This is a genomic window from Mycobacterium sp. AT1, from assembly GCF_002043095.1.
GTDB lineage: Bacteria > Actinomycetota > Actinomycetes > Mycobacteriales > Mycobacteriaceae > Mycobacterium.
Genome location: NZ_MVOC01000061.1, coordinates 20,948 through 47,335, shown reverse-complemented (window position 1 = coordinate 47,335; position 26,388 = coordinate 20,948). Strand labels below are relative to the sequence as shown.

The window sequence follows — 26,388 nt, the reverse complement described above, 5'->3', positions numbered from 1 at the left end:
CGTCACCAGTTGTCGCCGTCGGTGTTAGGGTGAGTTTCCGTGGGTCGGCAGGCCCCAAGCCATTCGCCACGGAGGTCGCCCCCTTGCTCAGCCGAACGAATCCGTTACGTAGGCACCCACAGGCCACGACCAAGCATCTCTTCGTCAGCGGTGGTGTGGCGTCTTCGCTAGGTAAGGGCCTCACCGCCAGCAGCCTCGGCCAGTTGCTCACCGCACGCGGTCTTCGCGTGACGATGCAGAAACTCGATCCGTACCTCAACGTGGATCCGGGCACCATGAACCCGTTCCAGCACGGTGAGGTCTTCGTCACCGAAGACGGCGCCGAAACCGACCTGGACGTCGGACATTACGAGCGCTTCCTGGATCGCAATCTGTCGGGATCGGCGAATGTGACCACCGGCCAGGTGTATTCGACGGTGATCGCCAAGGAACGGCGCGGCGAGTACCTCGGCGACACCGTTCAGGTCATCCCGCACATCACCGACGAGATCAAGCGCCGCATCCTGGCGATGGCCGAACCGGACGACGAGGGCGAACGTCCCGACGTCGTCATCACCGAGATCGGCGGCACCGTCGGCGACATCGAGTCGCTGCCGTTCCTGGAGGCGGCCCGACAGGTGCGCCACGAGGTGGGCCGCGACAACGTGTTCTTCCTGCACGTCTCGTTGGTGCCGTACCTGGCGCCGTCCGGCGAGTTGAAGACCAAGCCGACGCAGCATTCGGTGGCCGCGCTGCGCAGCATCGGCATCAGTCCCGACGCGCTGATCCTGCGCTGCGACCGTGACGTGCCCGAGCCGCTCAAGAACAAGATCGCGCTGATGTGCGACGTCGACGTGGACGGCGTGATCTCCACCCCCGACGCGCCGTCGATCTACGACATCCCCAAGGTGCTGCACCGCGAGGAGCTCGACGCGTACGTGGTGCGGCGGCTCAACCTTCCGTTCCGCGACGTCGACTGGACCGAGTGGGACGACCTGCTGCGCCGCGTGCACGAGCCGCAGGAAACCGTGCGAATCGCGTTGGTGGGCAAGTACATCGACCTGTCCGACGCATACCTGTCGGTGGCCGAGGCGCTGCGGGCCGGCGGGTTCCGGCACCGCGCCAAGGTCGAGATCCAGTGGGTCGCCTCCGACGACTGCGAGACCGATCCCAGCGCGGCACTGGCGCTCAACGACGTGCACGCCGTGCTGATCCCCGGTGGCTTCGGCATCCGTGGCATCGAGGGCAAGCTCGGAGCCATCAAGTTCGCGCGCAAGCACGGCATCCCGGTGCTCGGGCTGTGCCTCGGTCTGCAGTGCATCGTCATCGAGGCGGCCCGGTCGGTCGGCATCGACGACGCCAACTCCGCGGAGTTCGACCCTGAGACGCCGGATCCGGTGGTCTCGACGATGGCCGACCAGCAGGACATCGTGGCGGGCGAGGCCGACCTCGGCGGCACCATGCGCCTCGGTGCCTATCCCGCCGTCCTGGAAGAGGATTCGATCGTCGCCAGGGCCTACGAGTCGACGCGGGTGTCCGAGCGGCACCGGCACCGCTACGAGGTGAACAACTCCTACCGTGACCGCATCGCGGAGAGCGGGTTGCGGTTCTCGGGGACCTCACCCGACGGTCACCTCGTCGAATTCGTGGAGTACGACTCCGCGGTTCACCCCTTCCTCGTCGGCACCCAGGCCCACCCCGAGCTCAAGAGCAGGCCCACCCGCCCGCACCCGCTGTTCGTCGCGTTCGTCGGCGCAGCGCTCGACTACAAGGCCGCCGAACGCCTTCCGGTCGAGCTCGCCACCCAACGGGCCAACGGCGCCGAGCTGTCAGAGCCCGCACCCCGTGGCTGACCACGAGTTCTCCACCGTCGACAGCGAGACCGTCTACGTCGGGAAGATCCTGGCGTTGCGCGCCGACGAGGTCGCCATGCCGGGTGGCCGGACGGCGCGCCGCGAGGTGGTCGAACACTTCGGCGCCGTCGGCGTCGTCGCGCTCGACGAGAGCAACAACATCGCGTTGATCCATCAGTACCGGCATCCGGTGGGACGCCGGCTGTGGGAGTTGCCCGCCGGCCTCCTCGACATCGGCGGCGAGGCCCCGCATCTGAGTGCGGCCAGGGAACTCGAGGAAGAAGCGGGGCTGGCGGCCAGGGACTGGGCCGTCCTGGTCGACGTGATCTCGGCGGCGGGATTCAGCGACGAATCCGTCCGGATCTTCCTCGCGACGGGTCTGACCGACGTCGGACGGCCCGAAGCGCATGACGAAGAGGCGGACCTCGAGCTCGAATGGTTCCCGCTCGCCGACGCCGTCGAGATGGTGCTCAGCGGCGACATCGTGAATTCCCTTGCCGTGTCCGGCATCTTGGCTGCCAACGCCGTCGACCGCGACGCTCGGGAGCTGCGCCCGGTTGACGCGCCGTGGCCCGACAAGCCGACGAGGTTCGCCGCACGGCGGACCAACGGGTGACCACCGCCCTGGGCGCCCTGGACGACCAGCTCCGGGGCTACCTCGACCACCTCACCATCGAACGTGGGGTGGCCGCCAACACGCTGAGCTCGTATAAGCGCGACCTGCGCCGCTACGCCGCACATCTGACGGCCAGGGGCGTCGACGACGTCGCCGCGGTCACCGAGGAACACGTCACCGACTTCTTGGTGTCGCTGCGAGTCGGGGACGAAGACCTCGGCACCACGCCGCTGTCGGCGGTGTCCGCGGCGCGCACCCTCATCGCGGTCCGCGGCTTTCACCGCTTCGCCGCCGCCGAGGGTCTCACCACCGTCGACGTCGCCCGCGCGGTCAAGCCGCCGACACCGACCCGCCGGCTGCCCAAGAGCATCAGCCTCGACGACGTCGTCGCGCTGCTGGAGGGCGCCGGAGGGGACAGTGAGACCGACGGTCCGCTGACGCTGCGCAACCGCGCGCTTCTCGAGGTGCTGTACTCGACCGGCGCCCGCATTTCCGAGGCCGTCGGCCTCGACGTTGACGACGTCGACGTGCAGTCGCGGTCGGTGCTGCTGCGCGGCAAGGGCGGCAAGCAGCGACTGGTGCCGATCGGCAGGCCCGCGGTCAGCGCGCTCGAGGCCTATTACGTCCGCGGCCGCCCCGACCTGGCGCGCCGCGGCAAGGGCACCCCGGCGATCTTCCTCAACGCCCGCGGCGGCCGGCTCTCGCGGCAGAGTGCCTGGCAGGTGCTGCAGGACGCCGCAGAACGCGCGGGCATCTCCGGGTCGGTGTCACCGCACACGCTGCGGCACTCGTTCGCCACCCACCTGTTGGAGGGCGGCGCCGACGTCCGCGTCGTCCAAGAACTGCTCGGGCACGCATCGGTCACCACCACGCAGATCTACACGCTGGTGACGGTCAGCGCACTGCGCGAAGTGTGGGCCGGCGCCCATCCACGGGCCCGCTGAGGATGTCGGCACCCGAGAATCAGGTGGTCGTCGTCGGAGCGGGGACGGCGGGTCTGGCTGCCGCCCTGTGTCTGAGCGACCTGTCGATCCCGTCGGTGGTGCTCGAGCGCGGCGACGGGGTCGGCGCGGCGTGGCGGTCGCGTTACGACCGGTTGCGGCTCAACACCGGCCAACGGTATTCACATCTGCCAAAACGGCCGTATCCCAAGGGAACTCCCGTGTTTCCGACCCGGGACCAGGTGATCGCCCATCTCGAGGAGCACGCCGGTGAGCGGGGCATCGAGCTGCGGCTGAACACCCCCGTCGAGCGGGTGGTCCGGCGCAAGCCCACCGGGTGGGGCCTGCTGACCCCCGACGGGATCGTCGGCGCCGCGCACGTCGTCGTGGCGACCGGCTACCTCCACACGCCGGTGCTGCCGGACTGGCCGGGATCGGCGTCGTTCCCCGGCGAGGTGCTGCACTCGTCGGCCTACCGAAGTCCAGGTCCGTTCGCGGGCAAGCGGGTGCTGGTGGTGGGCGCCGGCTCGTCGGGCCTGGAGATCGCGCACGACCTGGCGAGCGGTGGCGCCGCCAAGGTGTGGCTGTCGGTGCGCACCCCGCCGAACGTGCTGCCGCGGACCGGCCCCGGCGGACGGCCAAACGACGTGGTCTCACGGCCGCTGTTCCATCTGCCGCCACGGCTGGCCGACGCGGTGGCGCGGCGCGCCCGGCTGGCCGCCTTCGGCGATCTGACCGAATTCGGCCTGCCGATACCCCGGGAGGGGCCGTTCAGTCGGGCCCACCGCCTGCACGCCGCGCCGACGATCGTCCACTCCGAGGTCGTCGCCGCCGTCCGCGACGGTGCGATCGAGGTCGTCGCCGCGGTGACCGCGTTCGAGGCGTCCTCGGTGGTGCTGACCGACCGCACCCGACTCGACGCCGACGTGGTGATCGCCGCCACGGGCTACCGGACCGGGCTGGAGCCGCTCGTCGGCCAGCTCGGCGTGCTGACCGACGCCGGGACCCCGAGGGTTGGCGGTGACGTCGCCGCCGAGCCGGGCTTGTGGTTCCTGGGAATGTGGTCGCGGCCGTCGCTCATCGGCTACACCTCGACGCAGGCCGAGCGGGTGGCGGCACGGATTGCCAGGGCGATCGCCGAGTCCCAGCGGTCCAAGCGGAACAAGCTCTTCTAGTCGACCGCGCGGGTCTGGCGTCCAGAGCGTTCCCATCCCGTTAAACTCCAAGCGATGTTCGCCAAGCCCGAAGGATGCCTGACCGGCGGCGGTCCCGAGTGACCGACGACGCTGGTACCCCCGACGGCGCTGGAATGTCGGACGCGGTAGGCCACACCGGCCGTCCGCCCCGGTTCATCCCGGAACCGAAGCCCAGGAGCGTGCACGGCCCGGCCAAGGTCATCGCGATGTGCAACCAGAAGGGTGGCGTCGGCAAGACGACGTCCACCATCAACCTGGGGGCGAGCCTCGCCGAGTACGGCCGTCGGGTGTTGCTGGTCGACCTCGACCCGCAGGGCGCGCTGTCCGCCGGTCTCGGCGTGCCGCACTACGAGCTCGACCACACGGTGCACAACCTGCTGATCGAGCCGCGGGTGTCGGTCGAAGACGTGCTGATCAAGACCCGCGTCAAGGGCATGGACCTGGTGCCGAGCAACATCGACCTGTCCGCGGCGGAGATCCAGCTGGTCAACGAGGTCGGCCGCGAACACTCGCTGTCCCGGGCGCTGCACCCCGTGCTCGACCGCTACGACTACGTGCTGATCGACTGCCAGCCGTCCCTTGGCCTGCTCACGGTCAACGGGCTGGCCTGCGCGGACAGCGTCATCATTCCCACCGAGTGCGAGTACTTCTCGCTGCGCGGGCTGGCGTTGCTGACCGACACCGTCACCAAGGTCAAGGAACGCCTCAACCCGAAGCTGGACATCGGCGGAATCCTCATCACCCGCTACGACCCGCGCACCGTCAACTCCCGTGAGGTGATGGCGCGGGTGCTACAGCAGTTCGGCGATCTGGTGTTCGACACCGTCATCACCAGGACCGTCCGCTTCCCCGAGACCAGCGTCGCCGGTGAGCCCATCACCACCTGGGCGCCCAAATCCACTGGTGCCCAGGCGTATCGGTCGTTGGCGCGTGAGGTCATCGACCGGTTCGGCGCGTGAGCTCGCCAGCACCGGATGAGTCACCGCAGACGGGGTTTCAGGTCCGGCTGAGCAACTTCGAGGGTCCGTTCGACCTGCTGCTGCAGCTGATCTTCGCCCACCGGATGGACGTGACCGAGGTCGCGCTGCACCGGGTCACCGACGACTTCATCGCCTACACCAAGCACATCGGCCGCCAGTTTGCGCTCGACGAGACCACGGCGTTCCTCGTGATTGCCGCCACCCTCCTCGACCTCAAGGCGGCCCGACTGCTGCCCGCCGGTGAGGTGCACGACGAGGAAGACCTGGCGCTGCTCGAGGTTCGCGACCTGTTGTTCGCCCGGCTGCTGCAGTACCGCGCGTTCAAGCACGTGGCGGTGATGTTCGGCGAACTCGAGGCCGCCGCGTTGCGCAGCTACCCGCGGTTGGTGTCGCTCGAAGACAAGTTCTCCGACCTGTTACCCGAGGTCATGCTGGGTGTGGACGCCGACGACTTCGCTCAGATCGCCGCGTCGGCCTTCACCCCACGGCCGGTCCCGACGGTCGGCCTGAGCCACCTGCACGTTCAGGGGGTGTCGGTGCCCGAGCAGGCCCGCCTGTTGCTGGGAATGCTCGAAGAGCGCGGGATCGGGGCGTGGGCGTCGTTCTCCGATCTGGTCGCCGACTGCGGGGCGACGATCGAGATCGTCGGCCGGTTCATGGCGCTGTTGGAGTTGTTCCGTGCCAACGCGGTAGCATTTGACCAGCCAGAACCGCTTGGAGTGCTGCAGGTTTCGTGGACCGGGGATCGCCCGACCAGCGAATACCTGGCGACGGCGGTGGAAGAGTGAGAAATACGCAGATGACCGACGACCGTCCCGAGCCCGACGTTGCCTCCGATCTGGGGGTCGACCTCGCGCTCGAGCCCCACATGGACGACTCCGAACTCGGTGCCGTGCTGGAAGCCCTGCTGTTGGTGGTCGACACGCCGGTGACCGTCGACGCGCTGGCCACTGCGGTCGACCAGCCCGCCCACCGGGTCGCGGCGAAGTTGCGCCTGATGGCCGACGAGTTCACCGCCCGCGAGAGCGGCATCGACCTGCGTGAGGCCGGCGGTGGCTGGCGGATGTACACCAGGTCCCAGTACGCGCCATTCGTCGAGCGGCTCCTGCTGGACGGCACCCGCTCGAAGCTGACCCGTGCCGCGCTGGAGACGCTGGCCGTGGTCGCCTACCGGCAGCCGGTGAGCCGGGTTCGGGTGAGCGCCGTGCGTGGCGTCAACTGCGACGCCGTGATGCGCACCCTGCTGGCCCGCGGGCTGATCATCGAATCCGGTACCGACTCCGACACGGGCGCAACCACTTTCGCGACGACCGAGCTGTTCCTCGAACGACTGGGGCTCTCCACGTTGGCGGACCTCCCCGACATCGCTCCGCTTCTCCCAGACATCGACAACATCGACGACATCACCGAGTCATTGGCCGACGAACCCAGGTTCGTGAAACTCGGTGTGGTGCCCAACAATCAACCGCTGGCCTTCGACGTGGACAAGGACTGACATGGCCGACGAAGACGAAGGCACCCGACTGCAGAAGGTGCTCTCCCAGGCGGGGGTCGCCTCCCGCCGCGTGGCGGAACGCATGATCCGCGACGGCAGGGTGGAGGTCGACGGACACATCGTGACCGAGATGGGCACGCGGGTCGACGTCGAGAACGCGGAGATTCGCGTCGACGGCGTGAAGATCCGGCGCGACGACACCATGGTGTACCTGGCGATCAACAAAGAGCGCGGCATGCACTCGACGATGTCCGACGACCAGGGCAGGCCCTGCGTCGGAGACCTCGTCGAGTACCGGGTCCGCGGCAACAAGAAGCTCTTCCACGTTGGCCGGCTGGACGCCGACACCGAGGGTCTGCTGATCCTGACCAACGACGGCGAGCTGGCCCACCGTCTGATGCACCCGTCCTACGAGGTGCCCAAGACGTATCTGGCGACGGTCGTCGGATCGGTGCCGCGTGGCCTCGGCAAGAAGCTGAAGGCGGGCATCGAGTTGGACGACGGTCCCATTCACGTCGACGACTTCGGGATGGTCGACACGGTGCCCGGCAAGTCACTGGTGACGGTGACGCTGCACGAGGGGCGCAAGCGGATCGTGCGACGGATGTTGGCCGCGGTCGGCTTTCCCGTCACCGACCTGGTCCGCACCGACATCGGCACCGTCACCCTCGGTGAGCAGAAGCCCGGCAGCATCCGGGTTCTGACGAGCAAAGAGGTCGGCGAACTCTACAAGGCGGTGGGGATGTGAGCGCCCCCCTGACCGTTGCCATCGACGGGCCTGCGGGCACCGGAAAGTCCTCCGTCTCACGGGGTTTGGCGCGAGCCCTCGACGCGCGCTACCTCAACACCGGAGCGATGTACCGGATCGTGACGCTGGCCGTGCTGCGCGCCGGTTTGGATCTCGACGACGCCGCGGCGGTGGCCGAGTTGGCGTCGCGCGTCGACCTGGCCGTCGGCTTCGATCCCGACGAAGACTTGTACTTCCTTGGGGGAGAGGATGTCTCGGTCGAGATCCGCGGTGACGCGGTGGCCAAGGCGGTCTCGGCGGTCTCCGCCGTCCCCGAGGTGCGGACCCGACTGGTGGACCGGCAGCGCGAACTGGCCGACGGCCCGGTGGCCGTCGTGGTCGAGGGCCGCGACATCGGCACCGTCGTCCTGCCAGACGCCGACCTCAAGGTCTTCCTGACGGCCTCGCCCGAGGAGCGGGCCCGTCGCCGCAACGATCAGAACGTCGAGTCCGGCCTGCCCGGCGACTACGACGCGGTGCTGGCCGACGTGCTGCGCCGCGACCACCTCGATTCCACCCGTGCCGTGTCGCCCCTGCGCGCGGCCGACGACGCGATCGTCGTCGACAGCAGTGACATGTCTCAGTCCGAGACCGTGGCATGTCTTCTCGACCTGGTCGAGCGAGCTCGCCAAGAACAGAGTGTAAAACAATGAGTGACAACGACATTGGCGACATCGGCGGCGAAGCCGACGGTACCTGGGCCGACGAGGGTGACTGGGAACTGCCGCCGGACGGCGTAGAGATCGGCGATCTGGAGGCAGAGTTTGCCCCGCCGCCCGTCGTCGCGGTGGTCGGACGGCCCAACGTCGGCAAGTCCACGCTGGTGAACCGCATCCTCGGCCGTCGTGAGGCCGTCGTGCAGGACATCCCCGGCGTCACCCGCGACCGGGTGTCCTATGACGCGAACTGGCTGGGACGCCGGTTCATGGTGCAGGACACCGGCGGCTGGGAACCGGACGCCAAGGGTCTGCAGCAACTGGTGGCCGAGCAGGCCACCGTCGCGATGCGCACCGCCGACGCGATCATCCTGGTGGTCGACTCGGTCACCGGCGCGACCAGCGCCGACGAGGCCGCGGCCAAGCGCCTGCAGAAGTCGGGCAAGCCGGTCTTCCTGGCGGCCAACAAGGTCGACAACGAGAAGATGGAATCCGAGGCCGCGCTGCTGTGGTCCCTCGGGCTTGGGCAGCCGTATCCCGTCAGCGCGATCCACGGCCGCGGCGTGGCCGATCTGCTCGACGCCGTCCTCGAGGTGTTGCCCGAGGTCTCCGAGATGGGGTCCGGCACGGGCGGTCCGCGGCGCGTGGCTCTGGTCGGCAAGCCGAACGTCGGCAAGAGCTCGTTGATCAACCGGCTCGCCGACGAAGAGCGGTCGGTGGTGCACGACGTCGCAGGCACCACGGTCGACCCCGTCGACTCGCTGATCGAACTTGGCGGCAAGCTCTGGCGCTTCGTCGACACCGCGGGTCTGCGCCGCAAGGTCGGACAGGCCAGCGGGCACGAGTTCTACGCCTCGGTGCGCACGCACGGCGCGATCGACGCCGCCGAGGTCGTCGTCGTCATGATCGACTCGTCGCAACCGTTGACCGAACAGGATCAACGGGTGCTCTCGATGGTGATCGAGGCGGGACGGGCCGTCGTGCTGGCGTTCAACAAGTGGGATCTGATGGACGAGGACCGGCGCTACCTGCTGGACCGCGAGATCGACCTGTCCCTCGAGCAGGTGCAGTGGGCGCAGCGGGTGAACATCTCCGCCAAGACCGGCCGTGCGGTGCAGCGGCTGGTGCCTGCCCTTGAGGCGGCGCTCGCCTCGTGGGACAAGCGCATCACCACCGGGCAGCTGAACACGTTCCTCAAGGAGCTCGTCGCCGCGACGCCGCCGCCGGTGCGCGGTGGCAAGCAGCCCAAGATCCTGTTCGCCACCCAGGCGACGGCGCGGCCGCCGACCTTCGTGCTGTTCACCTCGGGCTTCCTCGAGGCGGGTTACCGGCGCTTCATCGAGCGAAAGCTGCGCGAGAAGTTCGGCTTCGACGGCAGCCCCATCAAGATCAACGTCCGCGTGCGGGAGAAGCGCGCCCAGGGCGGCAAGAAGCGCTGACGCGCGACGTGTGCGTATGCTGAACGCAACACGTATGAGAGGGGAGTGGTGATGGCTGGTCTGGCCTTCCGTACCGCGCCGTCTCATGCCTTCGCGCTAGAGCCGTTCTGGCCCTCACGACGTTTCATCGCTTTCGACGAATGGTGTTGTACGCGCGGTTGATTCGCGTCCACACACCCCCTGTGGCACGTCTTTGGTGCCATTGATCGAAAGTAGCCGGACCTCGTGCGTTCGCTCATCATCTTCACCCTCGTCGGCGTAGGGGCTCAGCTCGTCGACGGTGCGCTCGGCATGGCCTTCGGCGTCACGGCCTCGACGCTCTTGGTCCTCAGCGGCGTCGCGTCGGCCCAGGCCAGCGCCGCAGTCCACCTCGCCGAAGTGGGCACCACCTTCGCGTCGGGCATCTCGCACTGGAAGTTCAAGAACATCGACTGGGGACTCGTCCTGCGGCTCGGTGTGCCGGGTGCGGTCGGCGCCTTCCTCGGCGCGACGGTGCTGTCGTCGTTGTCGACCGAGGACGCGGCACCGGTGATGGCGGCGATCCTGTTGGCGATCGGTGTTTACGTGCTGCTGAGGTTCTCGCTGAAGAACCCGCCCGCGGTCAAGGTCGGCACGACCAAGCACGGCGCCAAGTTCCTGGCGCCGCTGGGATTGTTCGGCGGCTTCATCGACGCGTCCGGCGGTGGCGGCTGGGGTCCGGTCACCACCAGCACGCTGCTGTCGCAGGGCAAGACGGCGCCGCGCACGGTCATCGGCTCGGTGAGCGCGTCGGAGTTCCTGGTCGCGGTGTCGGCGTCGGTCGGATTCCTGATCGGTCTGCGCGAGGAGTTCTTCGACAACCTGCCCGTGGTCCTGGGGTTGGCGATCGGCGGTGTCATCGCGGCGCCATTCGCGGCTTGGCTGGTGAGCCGGGTCAGCCCCGCGCTGCTTGGCACCGCGGTCGGTGGCGTCATCGTGCTGACCAACTCGCAGAAGTTGGTCAAGTACTTCGGCATCACGTCGCCGTGGTCGACGCTCATCTATGCCACCATCGTCGCGGCGTGGGCGTTCTTCGTGTACCTCGCGTGGAAGCTGTCGAAGGCGCCCGCGTTCGTCCCCAACGCCCTCGAAGCCGAAACGGTCGACGACGCTCGCTGACGGCGCGTCGGCACCGGCCCGATAGGGTCACGTGGTGTCCGTCGCCCACATGATTTTGATTGCCCTGGCGGGCGTCGGAGCCGGCGCCATCAACGCGGTCGTCGGCTCGGGCACCCTGATCACCTTCCCGACGCTCGTGGCGCTCGGCTATCCGCCGGTGACCGCCACGATGTCGAATGCGGTCGGGCTGGTGGCCGGCGGAATCTCGGGCACCTGGGGCTACCGCCGTGAGCTGAAGGGCCAGTGGAGGCGGCTGAAGTGGCAGATCCCCGGGTCCTTACTCGGTGCGGTCCTGGGGTCGTGGCTGCTGCTGCACCTGCCGGAGAAGGTGTTCGTAGCGGTCGTGCCCGTGCTCCTCATCGGCGCCCTGCTGCTAGTCGTGCTCGGCCCCCGTATCCAGGCGTGGGCAAAGAAGCGGTCGGCCGACGAGGCAGCGCCGATCTCGACCGGGCGGATGGCTTTGCTCGTGTTGGGGACGTTCGCGGTCGGCGTTTACGGCGGCTACTTCACCGCCGCGCAGGGCATCCTGCTGATCGGCGTGATGGGCGCGCTGCTGCCCGAGTCGATGCAGCGGATGAACGCGGCGAAGAACCTGCTGTCGCTGCTGGTGAACGTCGTCGCTGCGGCGGCGTACACACTGGTCGCGTTCGACCGGATCAGCTGGCTCGCCGCCGGCCTGATCGCCGTTGGCTCACTGCTCGGCGGATTCCTCGGAGCCCATTACGGGCGGCGGCTGTCGCCCAACGCGCTACGGGTGATCATCGTGATCGTCGGCCTGATCGGGCTGTATCGCCTGCTGGCCATCTAGACGTCGGAGCTCTCCCGCCACAGGTCGATGCCCGAGTCCGAGGCGTACTCGTCGATCTCGGTCAGCTCGTCGGCAGTGAAGTCCAGGTTGGCCAGCGCTCCGAGATTCTCGTCGAGCTGTTCGACGCTCGATGCGCCGACGAGGGTCGAGGCCACCGCGGGATCGCGCAGCACCCAGGCCAGCGCCAGCTGCGCCAACGACTGACCACGACGCTGGGCGATGGCCGCGAGTCCCCGCAACTGTCCGAGTACCTCGTCGGTCACCAAGTCGTCGTCGAAGGTGGGGCGTGCCGTTGCGCGGTCGACGTCGCCCGCGGCCCGCTGCAGGTAACGGTCGGTCAGCAGGCCCTGGCCAAGCGCGGTGAACGCGATCGCACCCATGCCCGCCTTGGTGAGCTCATCGGTCAGGCCGCCCTCGATCCACCGGTTCAGCAATGAGTAGGACGGCTGGTGAATCACCAGCGGCGTGCCCATGCGCTCGGCGATGGCCGACGCCTCGGCGGTCTTCGCCGCGGAGTACGACGAGATGCCCACGTAGCGCGCCTTGCCGGCCCGCACCGCCGTGTCGAGGGCGCCGATGGTCTCCTCGAGCGGCGTCACCGGGTCGATGCGATGGGAGTAGAAGATGTCAACGTAGTCCAGGCCCATGCGGTCGAGGGACTCGTCGAGGCTGGCCAACAGGTAGGCGCGGCCGCCGAGCTGGCCGTAGGGTCCCGGCCACATGTCCCAACCGGCCTTGGTGGAGATGAGCAACTCGTTGCGGTACGGCTTGAAGTCGCGGCGCATCATCCGGCCGAAGTTCTCCTCGGCCGATCCGTACGGCGGGCCGTAGTTGTTGGCGAGGTCGAAGTGGGTGATGCCGCGGTCGAAGGCGTGGCGCAGCACCTGCCGAATGACGTCGAAGGGCCGGTTGTCGCCGAAGTTGTACCAAAGGCCCAACGAGATCGCGGGAAGCAGCAAACCAGAGGTTCCCACGCGGCGGTAGGGCATCGCGTCATAGCGGTCGCGGGCGGCCACCCATGGGTCGTGGGTGAAGGGAACGTCGGTGATCGCAAGGTCGTCGGACATGACTCAATCGTAGTGGGAGCGGCTAGAAGTCTTGTCGATCTGCTTCCTGTTCGAGCACGGCGCCGAGGTCGGAGAGCCGGTCCATGTTGGCGACCACGCGCTGGGTTCGGTTGTTCTTGGCGAGCATGTCGCGGTTGTGGTGCACGAAGTTCCAGTAGCCGGCGGTGAAGGGGCAGGCGTCGTCCCCGAGTCGCTTCTTCGGGTCGTAGGCGCAGTCGCCGCAGTGGTCGCTCATCTTGTTGATGTAGGCGCCGCCGGAGGCGTACGGCTTCGTGGCGAGCAGGCCACCGTCTGCATGCTGAGACATTCCGATGACGTTCGTGGGCATCACCCAGCGGAACCCGTCCACGTAGGCGGTGGCGAACCACTCGGTGAGCGCGTCGGGCCGATAGCCGCGCTGCAGGGCGTGGTTGCCGAGCACCATGAGGCGTTGGATGTGGTGGCTCCAGCCACGGTCACGGACGCCCCCGATCGCGTGCTTCAGGCATTCGGCGGTGATGGCGTCGGCGTCGAGGTTGGCCCACCAGTCGGGTAGATCCTGGTGTGCGCCAAGGGCGTTGTTCTTCGTGTACTTCGGTCCGAAGTGCCAATACAGGTGCCACATGTACTCGCGCCAGCCGAGGATTTGGCGGATGAAGCCCTCGACGGAGGCCAGCGGTGCCTGCCCGTCGCGGTAGGCCTTCTCGGCGGCCTCGACCGCGTCGAGCGGATGCAGTACGCCCAGGTTGAGGGGGACCGACAGCAGCGAGTGCGACATGGCCCAGTCCTGACCCATGATGGCGTCCTCGTAGCGGCCGAACAGAGGGAGTCGGTGCTCGACGAACCGCTCGAGCGCGCGCTTCGCCTCGGTGGGAGTGACGGCGAACAGGCGGGGACCGTCGACGCCGACGGTGTCGAGGTCCATCCGGTCGAGGTCGCGCCGGACCCGGTCGTCGACGTCGTCCTCCCGCGGTTGATAGGGCTTGGGCAACCCGAGGGTCTTCTGCTTCTTGGGTGGGGACTCGCGGTTGTCCTCGTCGTAGTTCCACCGGTTGCCGACGGGTTCGCGGCCGTCCATCAGGACGTCGAAGCGGCGACGCTGGTCGCGGTAGAAGTCCTCCATGCGGAAACGGGTACGGTCACCGGCCCACTGCTGAAAGTCCTTGCGCGGCAAGGCGAACATGGGAGTGGGCAGGACGTCGGTGACGAGACCCTGCTTCGTGAGGCGGTGGACGAACCGCTCGGCGGCATGCGAGGTCGGCTCGTGGACCAGGACGGGACGGCCGAACTGCTCGAGCGCGTCGGTGTAGGTGTCGGCCTCGACGAGCGTGGCGCGGTCGCCGAGGTCTTCCTTGGCGTGGCGCAGAGCCGACAGAACCAGGTGCAGCTTCTGCCGGTGGTAGCGCCGCTTTCGGAGCGCGGAGGTGGCCTCGACGAGCAGGACCTCGCGGTGGGCGTGCTCGCCGCCGTACATCGCGGGCCCCAGCTGGTCGGCGAAGAGCCACAGGGGAGTGTCGTCGCGCGTCGTCGGGGCCACGCCTTGTTCATACCCGCGACCACCGACGGCGACGCGGTTGGGATTGCAGGCACCCGCTGCTGTAGCATTTCGACGGCTGCCGGTGATCCCGGCAGCTCCGCGGGCTGTGGCGCAGCTTGGTAGCGCACTTGACTGGGGGTCAAGTGGTCGCAGGTTCAAATCCTGTCAGCCCGACGTAGAAAACCCGCTCTGACCAGTGTCAGAGCGGGTTTTGGCGTTTCGCGGCGATTGGCACACGATCCACGCCCAAACAACCCCCAGGTCGTGATGTCTACCAAGCGAGGCAGCAGGAGATGGCACTGTGGGTGGATGACGTTCCGCGTGCTGGACTTGACGCAGCCGGAGCAACCCGACCGGCAGGAGGTTCACCCAGGTGTCGTCGTGGCATACGGCGACCCGACCGCTTCCGGTAACGACCGTAGGCTCGAACACGCGAGTTTCGCGCTGACCGAGACCGAAACTCATGACGTCCGCTGGGTTCAGGTGCCGTCGGTGCCCGCAGCGCTTGAGGAGCTAGGAGACCGGTTGGCGCGTTGGCCGCAGGCCGCCGCCGTCTGCGACGACGTGCTGCGGTCCGTTGGCTGCGGCACTCCCACACTGCCCGGTGTCGTCACCGAATCATTGGCATATTCGACGCTGCAATCAGGTCCAGAGTTCGAGCGCTGGTTGGCCGGCCGCGGGCAAGTCTCCTACGACCAGTGCGTCGACCCGGTTCTCATCGAACGTACCGGCGATGAACTCGCGGTTCAGTTGAATCGGCCGCACCGACACAACGCCTTCAGTAACGACATGCGTGCCGCGCTCCTTGAAGCCCTCGAGGTTGCTGCCGCGGACATCTCCATCGACAAGGTGGTGTTGTCGGGTGCGGGACCGTCGTTCTGCAGCGGCGGCGACCTCGCTGAATTTGGTACCTTCACCGACCCGGTGAGCGCGCACCTCGCGCGCACCCGTCATAGTCCGGCCCTGGCGCTAGATTCACTCGCCCGGCGTCTAAAGCGCAATTGTCAGGCCCGAATCCACGGTCAGGTGCTCGGCAGTGGGCTGGAGATGGCTGCGTTCTGCGGGCGCGTCGTCTGCAGCCCGGACGCGGTGCTCGGGTTGCCGGAGTTGCGTCTGGGTTTGATACCGGGTGCCGGCGGCACCGTCAGCGTGACCAGGCGCATCGGGCGGTGGCGCACGGCGTACCTGGTGCTGATGGGAAGGACCATCGATGCCGCAACGGCGCTGCGCTGGGGGCTGGTGGACGCGGTGGAGACCGAGGATGGATGTGCGTCAGCCACAATGAGGGGGTGAGCGCACTCGGCATCCCTTCGACAGTTGTGTCTCACGCCGCCGCCGTCGCGGCGGAAATCCGTTCGCTTGCAGGCATCTTCGTCGATACCGACCAAATGTTGACCGGCCGCGCACGGTTGCTGGGCATCTCTCCACGAGGTCAGGTCTCCGCAGGCGGCGCGACGCATCTACTCCGCACGCTCGACCATTGGTGTGCAATCACGTTGTCACGTGACGACGACGTCGACGCAGTGCCTGCCCTGGTCGAACAGGACCAAACCGCCGCACCGGATCCATGGCCGACGGTGCAGCGCTGGGCCGCGACACGATCGACCGCACAGGTCGTGCAACGCGCACGGCTTCTCGATGTACCCGTCGCCGCGCTCGGGGAGACGGCGCCAGCTTCGCCGACCGTACTGTCGTCCGGTGTCGTGGGTGCGCCACGTCCGGCCGCGGGACTCTTGGTGGCCGATCTGACGTCGATGTGGGCTGGCCCGCTCTGCGGCCGGCTCTTGGCGCGTGCTGGCGCAGTCGTCGTCAAGGTCGAAAGCCCACTGCGACCGGACGGTACCCGGTCCGGCAATCGAGCGTTCTTCGATTGGATGAACGGCGACAAGCTTTCTTATGCAATTGATTTCGACCGCGACCTGGAGGCGCTAAGGGGGCTGCTGTCGACTTCGGACGTAATCCTGGAGGGGTCACGGCCGGCGGCGCTGCTGCGTCGTCGTATCGGCCCGAGCCACCTGGATGGTAAACCCGGACGCGTGTGGTTGCGCATCAGCGGTTACGGCACCCGCCAAGGCAACGACCAGCGTCCGGCCTTCGGCGACGACGCTGCGGTGGCCGGCGGGTTGGTCAGGTGGGCCGCGAACAAGCCCGTCCTTTGCGGCGATGCAATCGCTGATCCGCTCACCGGGATCACCGCCGCGCGTGAGGTGTTCGCGGCGCTGAGGCGAGGTGGCGGCGAGTTGATCGAAGTCGCCATGGCCGAGGTCGCCGCGAGCTACGCGGCCCTGCCGGCAGTCGTCGGAGTACCTCACGCAACCTCGGTGCCGCCGAAGCCATCCATGCCTGCTCACGAACTCGGTGCCGACAACGACGTCGTGACGCGGCTGGTCGTCGAACGTACGCAGTCGCGATGCTGATCGTCAACGCGACGCTGCTCGACGGCACGGTGACCGACCTTCGTGTAGGCCAGGTAATCGAAGCCGTTCGTGTACGGCTGGATCCGCGACCTGACGAGGTGGTGCTCGATGCCGGTCGCGGAACCGTGCTGCCAGGAATTCACGACCACCATGTGCATCTGCGTTCAGCTGCAACCGCTTTGGGGTCGGTCGTGGTGGGACCGCCTGACGTCCAGTCTGAATTCGAGTTCAGGCGCGCGCTGGCGGCGGCATCCGTTGGTGCCGATGGTTGGATCCGCGCCATCGGTTACCACGACTCCGTCGCCGGACCCTTGAACCGAAAGTCGCTCGACTTACTCTCGCCGCCAGTGCCAGTGCGGGTGCAGCATCGAAGCGGCGCATCGTGGACGTTCAACTCCGTCGGACTAGCGAAGGCCGGGCTGACGAACCTCGCCGACGGGCGTCTGCACCGTGCCGCCCCAAGTCCCGATCCCGGTCCCTTCGGCGAAGCGGCTTCCCTGGGTGCGCTCAGTACCGCACTGGCGAGCCGAGGCGTCACCGGCGTGACCGACGCCACCCCGGGATACGGCACCCCGGACATCCAAAGCCTTTCCGCTGCATCACTATCTGGTGAGTTTCGTCCGCGATTGCACGTCATGGCACCGCCGGGGGTCGACGCGGTACCCGGCAGCTCGCTAGGCCCGGCCAAGCGCATCCTCGACGACGTCGACCTAGATCTCGACGAGCTGTGTCGGTGGATCGGTCAGTGCCACGACGCGGGCAAGCCGACCGCCGTTCACAGCGTCACCGCGGCGCAGTTGGTGGTGACCATCGCGGCGCTGCGGGAGACCGGAGTTCACCCACGCGACCGCATCGAACACGGCGCGGTGATCCCGGACGACTGCATCGCCGATCTCGCCGAACTCGGTGCGACTGTGGTTACCCAACCCAACTTCATCGCCGAACGCGGCGACCAGTACATCGTCGACGTTCCAGCAGGCGAGCACCATCAACTGTGGCGGGTGGCCTCCCTGCGTCGCGCTGGCGTGCCGGTGGCTCTGTCGACGGACATGCCGTTCGGCCACGGTGACCCGTGGGCGACGATGCGTGCCGCAGTGACACGACGGACCCGCCAGGGCGTGGTCCTGGGCGCCGAGGAGCGGGTAAGCCCGATCGAAGCTCTGACGATGTTCTTGGGCCGCCCGGATGACCCAGCGTCACCGCGAATCGTCGCCACTGGTCAGGCAGGGGACCTCTGCGTGCTCCGGGTCCCTCCCGACGAAGCACTGGCCCGGCTGGATTCAACCGATGTCATCGCGACCATCGTTGGAGGCGAGCAGATTTGGCCCAACCCCGCTCGCCGAGACCGACTGGGCCAAGACTAGGCCGCTTCCTTGGCCGGGGGAGGTCGGAAGAAGATCACCAGCTGACCAATGCCACCCGCCAAACCGAGCACCACGGCGATGAGTAGACCCGCCCAACCCTGCAGGTAACCGAGCACGTCGGAATCGCCGAACAACACGTGATCCAAACTGAATTCGCCCGCCCCGAGTCCGGCGATGGCCACCGCCGCGGCTCCAAGGATGAAGTTGTACTCCCAACCTTCCTTGACGATGAAGAACCCGTTCTTGCGATGAACCGTCCACGCCGCAACGATCATCAGCGCGACGAACCCCGCGGCGGGCACCGGAGTGAGCAACCCGACGACCAAGCCCAGACCAGCGGCGACCTCGGTCGTGGCCGCGACGCGAGCATGAAACATGCCTGGCCGCATACCGATGCTGTCGAACCAACCAGCGGTACCCGGTATTCGGCCCCCGCTGAAGAACTTGTTGTAGCCGTGGGCGGCCATCGTCAGGCCCAGCACGAGGCGAAGCAGAAGGATGCTGAAGTCGTAAGCATTCATGGCGCTCCAATCTTGGACGTGTGACCGAGGATCGTTTTCTCCGGCCAGTTCTTACTGCGACATCGACCACGTCACTGTGTACGAAAGTGGCGGGTGGGTGCGGGAATTGCGAAGGCATCCGGGGGTAAGACAACGGCAGTCATACGTCCTGCGATCGGCACGAAGGTTGACGATCGTCCAATCGAAGGAAGGCTTCGTCATGGGTGCTCTTGGACCGAATGAGGGAGTGGCGGCAGAACTCGCCGACGAGCCTGACGACGATCCCACGGTCGATGCACACTGAGCGAAGTTCGCGCGCGGCTCGATCCAACGGCCAAGCAACACGAGATCGAGCCTCGTACTATGTTGCCCGCTCAACGGACAGCCTCTCGCGTAGCTCTCGCTTGAGCACCTTGCCGTAGGCGTTCTTGGGGAGATCGTCGATGTAGACGTACCGCTTGGGCCGCTTGAAGCGGGCAATTCGCGCCAGCAGATGTGCATCGAGATCTCCCTGGTCGGCGGCACCCACGATGAACGCGACCACGACTTCGCCCCACTCCGCGTCGGGCACGCCCACCACGCAGGCCTCCTCGACGTCGGGGTGCTCGAGCAACACCTCCTCGACCTCGCGCGGGTAGATGTTGCTTCCACCGCTGATGACCACGTCCTTGGACCGGTCGCGCAGGGTCAAGAATCCCCGCGCGTCGAAGCAGCCCATGTCACCCGTCAGGAGCCAACCGCCCTTCAGGGTAGCGTCGGTGGCTACCGGGTCGTTCCAGTAGCCGGACATGACCACGTCACCGCGACAGACGATCTCGCCGATCTCGCCGATCTCCGCGGTGGTGCCATCGGCGCCCATGACGGCAACGTCCACCCCGGACCTGGCATAGCCCACGGATCCGAGCGTCGCGTCATCGGCGCACAGGTGGTCGGCCCGCCGGAGGCCACTGATCGTCATCGGCGCCTCGCCCTGCCCGTAGAGCTGAACGAAGACGGGCCCAAAGGCGGCCATCGCCTTCTTCAAGGAGTCCACGTACATGGGTCCGCCGCCGTAGACGATCGTGCGCAGATTGCATGGGCGGCCGCGGCCGGTCTGCACTAGGCGGCCCACCATGGTCGGAGCGAGGAACGAGCTGCATCCGGGATGCCGGTCGCACAGATCGAGGAACTCGTCCGGTTCGAACGCCGCAGACTCCGGAATCACCTGTCGGGCACCCCGTAGCACGTACGGGGCGATGTACAGGCCGGAGCCGTGCGACATCGGCGCCCCGTGCACCAGGCTGCAGTCCGCATCCGGGTCGTCGAAGTCAGCCAGGTGAGAGACGGTCATCGCCATCAGGTTGCGGTGCGACAACATGGCGCCCTTGGATCGGCCCGTGGTTCCGCTGGTATAGAACAGCCACGCCAACGACGCGGGGTCGGTATCGTGCGGTGGATCGAACGGCGTTGTCTCCAAACGGGAGTGATAATTGGCGGAGCCAACCGTCTCGACTGGTACCTGGGACACGGTGTGCAGCGCGCCGGCGATCTTGGGCGAGGCAAATACCAGCGATGATCCGGAGTCTTGAAGGATCTGCTGCATCTCGCGGACGTGCAACTTGTGGTTGATCGGCACGATCACGCATTCCGCAGCCCAGGCCGCGAACATCAATTCGACGATCTCGGGGCAGTTCTCACTGGCCACCGCGATGCGCGTCCCGGCCAGCTGAGTCCGCCGGATCGACGCGGCCAACCGCAATGCGCGGTCACGCAATTCGCTCCACGTGTGCAGCTGCCGGGTACCGAGGAAGACCGCACCCCGCTGGCCGTAACGGGCGGCGGTCTGGTCGAGGACGGCGAAGACGTTCACCGGGGCGCCCACTCGGAGGACAGGGCGAACTCCGAGAGGTACTTCGTCGAACTCCAGCCGCCATCGACGACGATCGTCTGCCCGTTGATGAAACTGCCACCGGGAGAACAGAGGAACGCGATCGTGCTCGCGACGTCCTCGACGGTCCCCAGGCGCTGGTGTGGCGTCATCTCGACGTTGATCTTGCGAAAGCGCTCGTCCTCGAGCCGCGTGGAGACCATCGGAGTCAGGGTGACGCCGGGTGCGACTGCGTTGCAGCGGATACCCTGCGCACCGTACTGGCACGCGATGTGCGTGGTCAGTGCCGTCAGCCCGCCCTTCGCAGCCGAGTACGCGCCACCGCGAAGTCCGCCGACGACGGCGAACGTCGACGTGACGTTGACGATGGCGGAGCCGGGCGCCAGGTGGGGGATCACGTCACGCGCCAGTCGGAACGGCGCCCTCAACATCAAACCCAGGAAGTAATCCAATGATTCGTCATCGGTCTCGTGCAGGGGTTGTGGCTTGCCGACCCCGGCGTTGTTGACCAGGAAGTCGACGCGACCCCATCTGTCGATCGCGGCATCGACGATGCGTCGGGGGCCGTCGTCTGCGGTGAGGTCGACGGCGATCGTGGCGAGTCGATCCGAGTCACCTACCGATGCGGTCAGTTCGTCGAGGCGCCCCTGATCTCGGCCGGTGCCCAGTACGGCAATGCCGGACTCGGCCAGCTTCACGGCCGTCCCGAAGCCAATTCCGCTGCTCGCTCCCGTGACGATTGCTACCTGCATCTCATCCACCCTCGTGACATAGCATCGACCTGATCTGTTGCTTCAACACCTTGCCCGCCGCGTTCCTTGGGAGATCGGTCCAGATCGCCACCTGCTCGGGCACTTTGAACGTCGCCACCCCGCGCTCGTGGAGGTAGTCCCGCAGATCGGAGACACGCAGCTGACCGTCGAGGGTGCCCGCCCGCGTCGACGGCACGATGACGGCGCAGGCTTGCTCGCCAGACCTTGGGTGCGGAAGGCCGACGACGGCCACCTCGGCGATGCCGTCGTGACCGACCAGGATGTCCTCGATCTCCTTGGGAGAGATGTTCTCGCCGTTGCGGATGATGATGTCCTTGGCCCGGCCGGTGACCACCAGACAGTCGCGGTCCCAGGTGCCCAGATCACCCGTCCGGAAGTAGCCGTCGTCGTCGAACGAATCTGCCTCGTCCGCGACATGGAGGTAGCCGACCAGCATCTGGGCTCCACGGGCCAGGATCTCACCAGAGCCCGCCGGCGCCGCGTCGTGCTCTGCCAGTCGAAGGTCGGCGATCCCGGGGCGGCCGTCGGTGTCGGCGGCGCGATCTGCATCCCGCGGCGAGCCGACCGTGGTCACCGGTACCTCCGTGGACCCGTAGACGCGGGTCACGAGGGCACGCTCGAAATATGCAGTCGCCAATCGGATCAGCGACGGCGGCACCGACGCACCACCGCAGATGAAGACCTTCAACTCCGGTAGCCGGGTACCCGCGTCTCGTGCCGCGGTGAGGAGCTGTTCGAGGAATGGTGTCGCACCGGCCATGTGCGTGCAGCGTTCGGCGGTGATCAGGGCAACGCCGTCGGCGGCGTCCCAGCGCTCCATCAGTACCGCGGTCGACCCCAGCAGGAGCGGCGCCTCGAAAGCGTAGATCGAACCGCCGATGTGAGCGATCGGTGACGGCACCAGGAAGGTGTCACCCGGCTCCACCAGCCAGTGGAGGCTGATCTGTCGGAGCAGCGCGTGAAGCGAATTGTGCGTGTGCAGAACGCCTTTGGATCGACCAGTGGTTCCCGAGGTGTACATGATCATTCGGACGGCGTGCGGATCGAGTACCGGGAGCGCCTCTGTGGCGGGTGTGGTGAGAAGGTCGTCGTAGGCGGTGTGGGGGCCGGGATCGCCGCGCACCACCACCACGTCGGGCGGCTGGCCGCGCCCAGCTGTCACCCTCGTCATCATCGCCGAGTAGTCGTGCCCTCGAAACATGCTGGGGATGAACGTCATTCTGGCATCGGCGTCATCGAGGATGAACGCGACCTCGTGATCGCGTAGCGACGGCAGGATCGGGGTGACGACCATTCCGGCCAGCGTGGCGCCGAGGTACACCACCGCCGCCTCGTACCAGTTGGGGAGCATGAAGGAGACCACGCTGCCCGCCGGCATCCGCGCGAGCAGAGCGCCTGCGAGGCTGGTCGCCTGGGCCTGCAGGTCTCGGCAACTCAGCCGCACGTTCCCGTCGACCACCACGACGCGATCGGGCGTCCGCCGGGCGGCCTCGGTGAGGGAGTCCGCGAGTGTGTCGCTCACCCACAGGCCGTCGGCATGGGCTTGGGCCGCGAGGTCGTCGTCCCACCGGATCGACCGTCCACCAACCGATTTGCGGCCCCTAGCGGGGTCTGTGCGCACGATGACTAGCCCTTGACCCGGCGCAACGTCGTCGAATGCCGGAACCGGGAGGCGGCATGAGTGTTGATGGTGACCTGGGCGATGTCGCCGTCGGACGTCCGGTACGTGCGGTAGACCTGCACCGCGGGCGCCCCGACGCCGACGTCGAGGCGTGGCGCCAGCTCGGGCGTGATCAGGACGGCCCCGATCTCTTGGTGGACCTCGACGACGCTTACACCGAAGAGGTCTTCGATGAGCGGAAAGATCGGACCGGTGTGGCGTTGGAGCATTCTGCCAACGGCCGCATAGGCCCGGTTGATGTAGTACTCGGTCCAGCAGAGCGTGTCCTCGGCGTCGACGGCTTGGCGAAAACCCAGCACGGCCAGCCATTCCTCGCCCTCCGGAAGCGCCGTTCGGGCCGCGAGCTCGGCGTCGACGACGATCATCCCGGTGGATTCGATGTCGAGCGCGGCGCCGCTGGCGAACGCGAGCAGATCGTTGATGGTCATGTTGTCCTGGGCATACGAACTCGTCGCATCGCGGGGCACGACGGTAGTACCGGTGCGTGGGCGCGACGACACCAGGTTGTCGTCGCGCAGTCGGCGCAGCGCCTCCCGAACGGTGTAGCGACTCACTGAGAACCGTTGGCAGAGATCGTGTTCAGTCGGTAACTGAGATCCGACGGGGTAGACGCCGTCGACGATTTCCTTGCGAAGCGTTCGCGCCACCTGTAGGTAGCGATGATCGACGGGACTGGTGGTCATGGGCGCTCCCGATACAGCGCGAAGACGCTGCCCTCCCCATCGCAGGAGACGTAGAGCGCGCCGTCCTGGCCGACTGCGATCCCGGCGAACGGTCCCTGGGGGCCTGAGAACGGCGGCATTCCGCGCAGGGTCTTCGGGGCGACGCCCGGCGGCGCACCGATCGCGAGTCCGGTGGCGATCGTGGAGCGGGCCCGGGTTGCGAGGTCGACGGCGACGACGGACTTCTCCCCGGCGTCGGTGATGAAGAGCGAGCCGTCGACGACCACCATGCCCTGCGGTCTCTGTAGGCCGTCGACGACGGTCTCGACCCCAGAGTCCGTCACCCGCACCACCCGGCCGGCGCCGCACTCGGCGACGAGCACGCCACCGTCGGAGGTGAGCGCCAACCCGACGGGGGTGTCCAGGTCCTCGGCGATGACGCCGACGGTCCCCGAGTGATCCACCGACACCACACGACCGGTGCCCTGCTCGACGGCGAGCACCCCTCCGGGCGTCAGCGCCAGACCGTAGAGCTGATCGAATCCAGCTGCGATCACCTCGCTTTCGGCCGCCACCGGTCGATAGCGGGTGATCTGTCCACCGGATGTGGTGACCACGAATTCGTCGACGCCGGCGGAGGCCACGCCCCGGATGAAGCCCGGATAGCCGGGGGAGAACAGCATGCCCACCGTCTCAAGGGAACCGTCATGGCCGAGTGAGTAGAAGTAGGTGCCGTCGGCGACGTAGAGGCGGCCATCGCGGCCAACGGTCACGTCCAACGGCCAGTTGAGTGCGCCGGGCAGCATGGTGCGGGTGGCGCCGTCACCGAGGATCTCGGTGATCTCGCCGGTGAAGTTGGAGACGAACAATCGCGCATTCGAACCCGACCCGACGATCGCGCAGTTGTCCAGACCGGGCGTCAGTTGTGCCATGACGGTCTGAGCGCCGGTACGCGGGTCGACGCGCAGCACCTGGCCGCTTGCCACCTGGGTCGAGACGATGAAACCCGCCGAGTCGAATTTGACGGAATCGGGAACGCCGAGCCCGGTGGCGACGGTCTGCACCTCGCCGCCGTCGGGATCGATGCGCCAGATCTCGTTGGCGCCCATCACGGGGAAGTACAGCAGCCCGTCGGGACCGACCTCCATTGCGTTGGGGGACGGGACGTTCTCGCACAGGACTCGCGGTGGTCCGCCTCCGAGGTCGAACTCCAAGAGCCGACCGCCCTCGCGGCATTCGCCGACGAACAACCGGCCGTCGTGGACGGTGATGCCGTTGGCGCACGGCACGTCGTCGCGCAGCACCCGGGTGGCGCCGCTGGGGTCGCGCACGCTGACTCGACCGTCCATCACCTCGGTGGCGTACAGGTTCCCGCGGTGATCGAAGGCGACGTCGTCGGGTGCGACGATGTCACCCCCCTTGGCGCTGATGGTGTCCAACTGGCCGGTGCCGACGTCGAGCGCACTGATTTGACTGCCCGTGACCTGAGCGATGTAGAGGCGGCCGTCTGGGCCCGTACGCAAACCGTTCGCCCCGAAGAGCCGACTCGGTGCGGTCAGCCGTTGCAGGCTCCAGCCCGCTGCCGCCGTGGGCGAGGTCGGGACTGCGTAGCGAGTGTTCGGTTCGCTGGGCACGATCGGGACCCTAGCAAGCCAACCTGGTCCAGACAATAGCCGGTATGTCATCGGATCGCTCCCTTGACGGACCCATCTTGCCTGCGGAATACTATTCTCCAATACGCAGAAGGGCATATGTTGTCCGGACAATTGAGAAGGGCAGGCGGAGTTCGCGAGTCATGACTTCAGTGAGGGGCCTACCCGGTCTCGAGGGCCGCATCGTGGTGGTGTCCGGTGCAGGCGGCGGCGGGATCGGCACCGCCGTGGCAGCGATGGTGGCCGAGGCCGGAGCCACGGTGATCGCGGTCAGCCGGTCCAAGGAGAACCTCGACGAACACGTGGTTCCGCTCACTCGCCGGGGCCTTGACGTGGTGGCGGTGTCTGCCGACATGTCCACCGACGACGGCATCGCGACCGTCATGGACCACGTGCGCCAGACCGATGGCGACCTGTACGGACTCGTCAACGTCGCAGGCGGCGCGGCGCCGTCGACGTGGATGCCGTCGACCCGGGTGAGTCGCTCGGACTGGCGGGATCTGTTCACCGCCAACTTGGAGACGGCGTTCTTCACCAGCCAGGCCGTCGCCACCGAACTCCGAGAGCAGGGAAATCCGGGCTCGATCGTGTCGATCTCCTCCATCAGCGGGATGAACACCGCGCCGTTCCACATCGGGTACGGCACGGCCAAGGCTGCCGTGGTCGCGATGACCCGCACCATGGCGCTCGAACTCGCCGCTGACGGCATTCGCGTCAATGCGGTCGCACCCGGTGTCACCGAGACGGCGGCGTCGGCGACCTACGTCGACCCGGATCCCGATCGAGACCGCGCCGCGATTGCGATGGGCAGGCGCGGACGTCCCGACGAGCAGGCGGGGACGATTCTGTTCCTGCTGTCGGATCTCGCGAGCTACGTGACGGGCCAGACCATCCTGGTCGACGGCGGTCTCGACCTGAAGTGGAGCCACCTCGCGGCCGACCACACCTCCCTGTTCCTGGCCGACGACGGCTTCCGTGCAGAGATCAGCCGACCGTGAAGGA

At 67.3% G+C, this 26,388-nt stretch carries 24 protein-coding genes and 1 tRNA gene; 17 read left to right on the top strand and 8 right to left on the bottom strand.

Annotated features, from left to right (window positions below; all coding sequences use genetic code 11):
• Positions 1 to 83: 83 nt before the first annotated feature.
• The 12 genes from B1790_RS27015 (at position 84) to B1790_RS26960 (ending at position 11,887) form a co-directional block, all read left to right on the top strand.
• The gene (locus tag B1790_RS27015; RefSeq protein WP_079926383.1) at positions 84 to 1,832 is read left to right on the top strand and encodes a CTP synthase; all 1,749 of its coding nucleotides are present in this window, start codon (positions 84 to 86) and stop codon (positions 1,830 to 1,832) included.
• Positions 1,825 to 2,448 (top strand): NUDIX hydrolase, encoded by a 624-nt coding sequence (locus tag B1790_RS27010; RefSeq protein ID WP_079926371.1) that lies wholly within the window; start codon positions 1,825 to 1,827, stop codon positions 2,446 to 2,448. The genes B1790_RS27015 and B1790_RS27010 overlap by 8 nt, the downstream gene beginning before the upstream one ends.
• Positions 2,449 to 2,456: 8 nt before the next feature.
• Entirely contained in the window at positions 2,457 to 3,392 is a 936-nt protein-coding gene (gene xerD, locus B1790_RS27005; protein ID WP_198952131.1) for a site-specific tyrosine recombinase XerD, read from the top strand.
• Positions 3,393 to 3,394: 2 nt separating this feature from the next.
• On the top strand, positions 3,395 to 4,564 hold the full coding sequence (locus tag B1790_RS27000; protein WP_079926370.1) for an NAD(P)/FAD-dependent oxidoreductase: 1,170 nt from the start codon (positions 3,395 to 3,397) through the stop codon (positions 4,562 to 4,564).
• A gap of 98 nt (positions 4,565 to 4,662) precedes the next feature.
• A complete protein-coding gene (locus tag B1790_RS26995) occupies positions 4,663 to 5,544 on the top strand; it encodes a ParA family protein (RefSeq protein ID WP_079926369.1) in 882 nt (293 codons plus the stop codon).
• Positions 5,541 to 6,353 carry a segregation/condensation protein A gene (locus tag B1790_RS26990; RefSeq protein ID WP_079926368.1) on the top strand — a complete coding sequence of 271 codons (813 nt, stop codon included), beginning with the start codon at positions 5,541 to 5,543 and terminating at the stop codon, positions 6,351 to 6,353. The genes B1790_RS26995 and B1790_RS26990 overlap by 4 nt, the downstream gene beginning before the upstream one ends.
• An 11-nt stretch (positions 6,354 to 6,364) precedes the next feature.
• Positions 6,365 to 7,060 carry an SMC-Scp complex subunit ScpB gene (scpB, locus tag B1790_RS26985; protein ID WP_079926367.1) on the top strand — a complete coding sequence of 232 codons (696 nt, stop codon included), beginning with the start codon at positions 6,365 to 6,367 and terminating at the stop codon, positions 7,058 to 7,060.
• 1 nt (position 7,061) lies between these two features.
• On the top strand, positions 7,062 to 7,808 hold the full coding sequence (locus B1790_RS26980) for a pseudouridine synthase (RefSeq protein WP_079926366.1): 747 nt from the start codon (positions 7,062 to 7,064) through the stop codon (positions 7,806 to 7,808).
• On the top strand, positions 7,805 to 8,500 hold the full coding sequence (gene cmk, locus B1790_RS26975; protein WP_079926365.1) for a (d)CMP kinase: 696 nt from the start codon (positions 7,805 to 7,807) through the stop codon (positions 8,498 to 8,500). Before B1790_RS26980 ends, cmk begins: the two co-directional genes overlap by 4 nt.
• Positions 8,497 to 9,942 carry a ribosome biogenesis GTPase Der gene (gene der / locus B1790_RS26970; protein ID WP_079926364.1) on the top strand — a complete coding sequence of 482 codons (1,446 nt, stop codon included), beginning with the start codon at positions 8,497 to 8,499 and terminating at the stop codon, positions 9,940 to 9,942. Before cmk ends, der begins: the two co-directional genes overlap by 4 nt.
• Before the next feature lie 225 nt (positions 9,943 to 10,167).
• Complete coding sequence (locus B1790_RS26965) at positions 10,168 to 11,079, top strand: sulfite exporter TauE/SafE family protein (RefSeq protein WP_079926363.1); 912 nt, start codon at positions 10,168 to 10,170, stop codon at positions 11,077 to 11,079.
• 49 nt (positions 11,080 to 11,128) lie between these two features.
• Positions 11,129 to 11,887, top strand: coding sequence for a sulfite exporter TauE/SafE family protein (locus tag B1790_RS26960; RefSeq protein WP_369832432.1), 759 nt, complete (start codon positions 11,129 to 11,131; stop codon positions 11,885 to 11,887).
• Here B1790_RS26960 and B1790_RS26955 read toward each other — a convergent pair.
• Both B1790_RS26955 and B1790_RS26950 read right to left on the bottom strand, forming a co-directional pair.
• The gene (locus tag B1790_RS26955) at positions 11,884 to 12,954 is read right to left on the bottom strand and encodes an aldo/keto reductase (protein WP_079926362.1); all 1,071 of its coding nucleotides are present in this window, start codon (positions 12,952 to 12,954) and stop codon (positions 11,884 to 11,886) included. The genes B1790_RS26960 and B1790_RS26955 overlap by 4 nt on opposite strands.
• A gap of 22 nt (positions 12,955 to 12,976) precedes the next feature.
• The gene (locus tag B1790_RS26950; protein WP_079926361.1) at positions 12,977 to 14,470 is read right to left on the bottom strand and encodes a cryptochrome/photolyase family protein; all 1,494 of its coding nucleotides are present in this window, start codon (positions 14,468 to 14,470) and stop codon (positions 12,977 to 12,979) included.
• A 100-nt stretch (positions 14,471 to 14,570) separates the two neighbouring features.
• On the opposite strand from B1790_RS26950, the gene B1790_RS26945 reads away from it, so the two are divergent.
• From B1790_RS26945 to B1790_RS26930, 4 genes are all read left to right on the top strand, one after another.
• Positions 14,571 to 14,644 (top strand) — tRNA-Pro (locus tag B1790_RS26945).
• A 135-nt stretch (positions 14,645 to 14,779) separates the two neighbouring features.
• Entirely contained in the window at positions 14,780 to 15,763 is a 984-nt protein-coding gene (locus B1790_RS26940) for an enoyl-CoA hydratase/isomerase family protein (protein WP_079926360.1), read from the top strand.
• A complete protein-coding gene (locus B1790_RS26935) occupies positions 15,760 to 16,887 on the top strand; it encodes a CoA transferase (protein WP_233165332.1) in 1,128 nt (375 codons plus the stop codon). Before B1790_RS26940 ends, B1790_RS26935 begins: the two co-directional genes overlap by 4 nt.
• Positions 16,881 to 18,251, top strand: a complete 1,371-nt coding sequence (locus B1790_RS26930) for an amidohydrolase family protein (RefSeq protein ID WP_079926358.1) — start codon at positions 16,881 to 16,883, stop codon at positions 18,249 to 18,251. Before B1790_RS26935 ends, B1790_RS26930 begins: the two co-directional genes overlap by 7 nt.
• Here the strand turns inward: B1790_RS26930 and B1790_RS26925 are convergent.
• The 6 genes from B1790_RS26925 to B1790_RS26900 form a co-directional block, all read right to left on the bottom strand.
• A complete protein-coding gene (locus tag B1790_RS26925) occupies positions 18,248 to 18,772 on the bottom strand; it encodes a DoxX family protein (RefSeq protein WP_079926357.1) in 525 nt (174 codons plus the stop codon). The two genes, B1790_RS26930 and B1790_RS26925, sit on opposite strands and share 4 nt — an antisense overlap.
• 340 nt (positions 18,773 to 19,112) lie before the next feature.
• Positions 19,113 to 20,600, bottom strand: coding sequence for an AMP-binding protein (locus B1790_RS26920; RefSeq protein WP_079926381.1), 1,488 nt, complete (start codon positions 20,598 to 20,600; stop codon positions 19,113 to 19,115).
• A complete protein-coding gene (locus B1790_RS26915) occupies positions 20,597 to 21,379 on the bottom strand; it encodes an SDR family NAD(P)-dependent oxidoreductase (protein ID WP_198952129.1) in 783 nt (260 codons plus the stop codon). The genes B1790_RS26920 and B1790_RS26915 overlap by 4 nt, the downstream gene beginning before the upstream one ends.
• Positions 21,372 to 22,964 carry an AMP-binding protein gene (locus tag B1790_RS26910; protein WP_079926380.1) on the bottom strand — a complete coding sequence of 531 codons (1,593 nt, stop codon included), beginning with the start codon at positions 22,962 to 22,964 and terminating at the stop codon, positions 21,372 to 21,374. The genes B1790_RS26915 and B1790_RS26910 overlap by 8 nt, the downstream gene beginning before the upstream one ends.
• Positions 22,965 to 23,017: 53 nt before the next feature.
• Positions 23,018 to 23,755, bottom strand: coding sequence for a GntR family transcriptional regulator (locus tag B1790_RS26905; protein WP_079926355.1), 738 nt, complete (start codon positions 23,753 to 23,755; stop codon positions 23,018 to 23,020).
• A complete protein-coding gene (locus B1790_RS26900; RefSeq protein WP_369832431.1) occupies positions 23,752 to 25,293 on the bottom strand; it encodes a gluconolaconase in 1,542 nt (513 codons plus the stop codon). Before B1790_RS26900 ends, B1790_RS26905 begins: the two co-directional genes overlap by 4 nt.
• A 236-nt stretch (positions 25,294 to 25,529) precedes the next feature.
• Between B1790_RS26900 and B1790_RS26895 the strand changes: the two genes are divergently transcribed.
• Positions 25,530 to 26,384: an SDR family NAD(P)-dependent oxidoreductase gene (locus tag B1790_RS26895; protein WP_079926353.1), complete on the top strand. Its 855-nt coding sequence runs from the start codon at positions 25,530 to 25,532 to the stop codon at positions 26,382 to 26,384.
• Positions 26,385 to 26,388 lie beyond the last annotated feature (4 nt).

Bases quoted from the DNA above. Each gene is read 5' to 3' on its own strand.
- B1790_RS26925 (WP_079926357.1), bottom strand. From the start codon at position 18,772: ATGAATGCTTACGACTTCAGCATCCTTCTGCTTCGCCTCGTGCTGGGC.
- scpB (WP_079926367.1), top strand. From the start codon at position 6,365: ATGACCGACGACCGTCCCGAGCCCGACGTTGCCTCCGATCTGGGGGTC.
- der (WP_079926364.1), top strand. From the start codon at position 8,497: ATGAGTGACAACGACATTGGCGACATCGGCGGCGAAGCCGACGGTACC.
- B1790_RS26940 (WP_079926360.1), top strand. From the start codon at position 14,780: ATGACGTTCCGCGTGCTGGACTTGACGCAGCCGGAGCAACCCGACCGG.
- B1790_RS26905 (WP_079926355.1), bottom strand. From the start codon at position 23,755: ATGACCACCAGTCCCGTCGATCATCGCTACCTACAGGTGGCGCGAACG.
- B1790_RS26960 (WP_369832432.1), top strand. From the start codon at position 11,129: ATGATTTTGATTGCCCTGGCGGGCGTCGGAGCCGGCGCCATCAACGCG.
- B1790_RS26895 (WP_079926353.1), top strand. From the start codon at position 25,530: ATGACTTCAGTGAGGGGCCTACCCGGTCTCGAGGGCCGCATCGTGGTG.
- B1790_RS26930 (WP_079926358.1), top strand. From the start codon at position 16,881: ATGCTGATCGTCAACGCGACGCTGCTCGACGGCACGGTGACCGACCTT.
- B1790_RS26980 (WP_079926366.1), top strand. From the start codon at position 7,062: ATGGCCGACGAAGACGAAGGCACCCGACTGCAGAAGGTGCTCTCCCAG.
- B1790_RS26955 (WP_079926362.1), bottom strand. From the start codon at position 12,954: ATGTCCGACGACCTTGCGATCACCGACGTTCCCTTCACCCACGACCCA.
- B1790_RS27000 (WP_079926370.1), top strand. From the start codon at position 3,395: ATGTCGGCACCCGAGAATCAGGTGGTCGTCGTCGGAGCGGGGACGGCG.